Below are 1,529 nucleotides of genomic sequence, written 5' to 3' on the forward strand. Positions count from 1 at the left end.
CATGGCCAGGTATTGAACGCCCCTGTCGCTGTGGTGGATCAGCCCGTCATCGGGGCCGGGCCGGCGGGCATGGATCGCCTGTTCCAGAGCATCGAGCACGGGCCGGATCGCCGCGAGGTAACGCTTCACCGCCGTGTAGGCGCCCATGTAGCCCATCTCCCTGATCTCGCGGGTCAGCCGCGAGGCGGTCAGGTCAGGAAATGCCGTCACCCGCTCGCGCAGGAACTCCATGTAAGGAGCGATCTTGCTCGGCCGGCCCGTCGTGCGCGGACCGTAGACCGGAACCTCGACGCCCCGCTCGATGTATTTGCGCACGGTCTTGGGATCGCGCCCCGTTCGGCGCGCGATCGCGGTCACCGACAGTCCCTGCCGGTGCAACTCCAGTATCATCATGGCTTCTCCAAGTCGGATCATCAGCGCCGCCTCCCACGAGGAGACTTTCTCGCGCCGATTTTGGCGTTGCCAATGAGCCGGGGTTAACCCCGGCTCATTGGCAATCAGGTCCAACAATCAGGGAATTTTCAAAGCCCACTTTTGCGGAGAATTACACGCCCACTGACAGGCAAGTCGCTCGGTATACTTGATCGACACATATTGGCTGCTGCGGTCACTGTGGTGGATCAGGCCGCCACGATGGCAGGTCGTTGATCGTGGATCGCCTGTTCCAGAGCATCGAGCACGAAACTCGCATGCGCCGTTCTGCTCACCCGCCAGCCCACGATATAACGGGCATAGTGAGTAGCCCCTAGATTTCTGGACGCCTTCGATCCTAATTTTGAGGACAGGAGGCGACGGGGAAGCCCAACTTCAGTGATGAGTTCAAGCGTGATGCGGTGGCCCAGATCACCGAGCGTGGATATCCGGTGGCCGAGGTTTCGCAGCGGCTCGGTGTCAGCCAACATTCGCTTTATGCCTGGAAGCGGCAGCTGGGCAGGCAAGTGTCGGGCGATGCCAGCAAGGATGCCGAGATCCGCCAGTTGAAGCGCGATCTGGCCCGGGTGACCGAGGAGCGCGACATCCTAAAAAAAGCCACCGCGTACTTCGCCCGAGATGCAAAGTGAGGTACGCGTTCATCGCCGAGCATCGCGATTGTTTCGGCGTGCGGGCGATGTGCCGGTGCCTCGCCGTGCAGCCCAGTGGTTATTATGCCTGGCAGAAGAGCCCGCTGAGCCAGCGGGCTCGGGAAGATGCTCGGCAGACGGAGCTGATCCGGCGGGCCTGGGACGACAGCGGCAAGGTCTACGGCTATCGCAAGCTGCACGATGACCTGCTCGATCACGGCGAGACCTGCTGCCCGAACCGCGTTGCCCGGTTGACCAGGCTGGCGGGTATCAAGGCGCAGATCGGCTACAAGCGCAGGCCCGGCAGCTATGGCGGCAAGCCATCCCTGGCGGTCGACAATACTCTGGGCCGGCAGTTCGATGTGACTGCGCCGAACCGGGCCTGGGTGACAGACATCACCTACAGTGCGCCTCGTCCCGGATGATCCGGGAGGCGTATGTTGGAATGCAAAAGAGAAAGGAGGAATT

At 62.1% G+C, this 1,529-nt stretch carries 3 pseudogenes; 1 reads left to right on the plus strand and 2 read right to left on the minus strand.

The features are described from left to right. Positions 1 to 306: 306 nt before the first annotated feature. Together IEX64_RS24850 and IEX64_RS24220 are read right to left on the minus strand one after the other, a co-directional pair. Positions 307 to 414 (minus strand): annotated as a pseudogene (locus IEX64_RS24850) (helix-turn-helix domain-containing protein); the annotation flags it as partial. Between the two features lie 147 nt (positions 415 to 561). Then, positions 562 to 734: pseudogene (locus tag IEX64_RS24220) on the minus strand (DDE-type integrase/transposase/recombinase); the annotation flags it as partial. A 99-nt stretch (positions 735 to 833) separates the two neighbouring features. Here IEX64_RS24220 and IEX64_RS24225 point away from each other — a divergent pair. Next, positions 834 to 1,483 (plus strand): annotated as a pseudogene (locus IEX64_RS24225) (IS3 family transposase); the annotation flags it as partial. Between the last annotated feature and the right edge of the window lie 46 nt (positions 1,484 to 1,529).

It is taken from the genome of Novosphingobium indicum, from assembly GCF_014645195.1.
Lineage (GTDB): Bacteria > Pseudomonadota > Alphaproteobacteria > Sphingomonadales > Sphingomonadaceae > Novosphingobium > Novosphingobium indicum.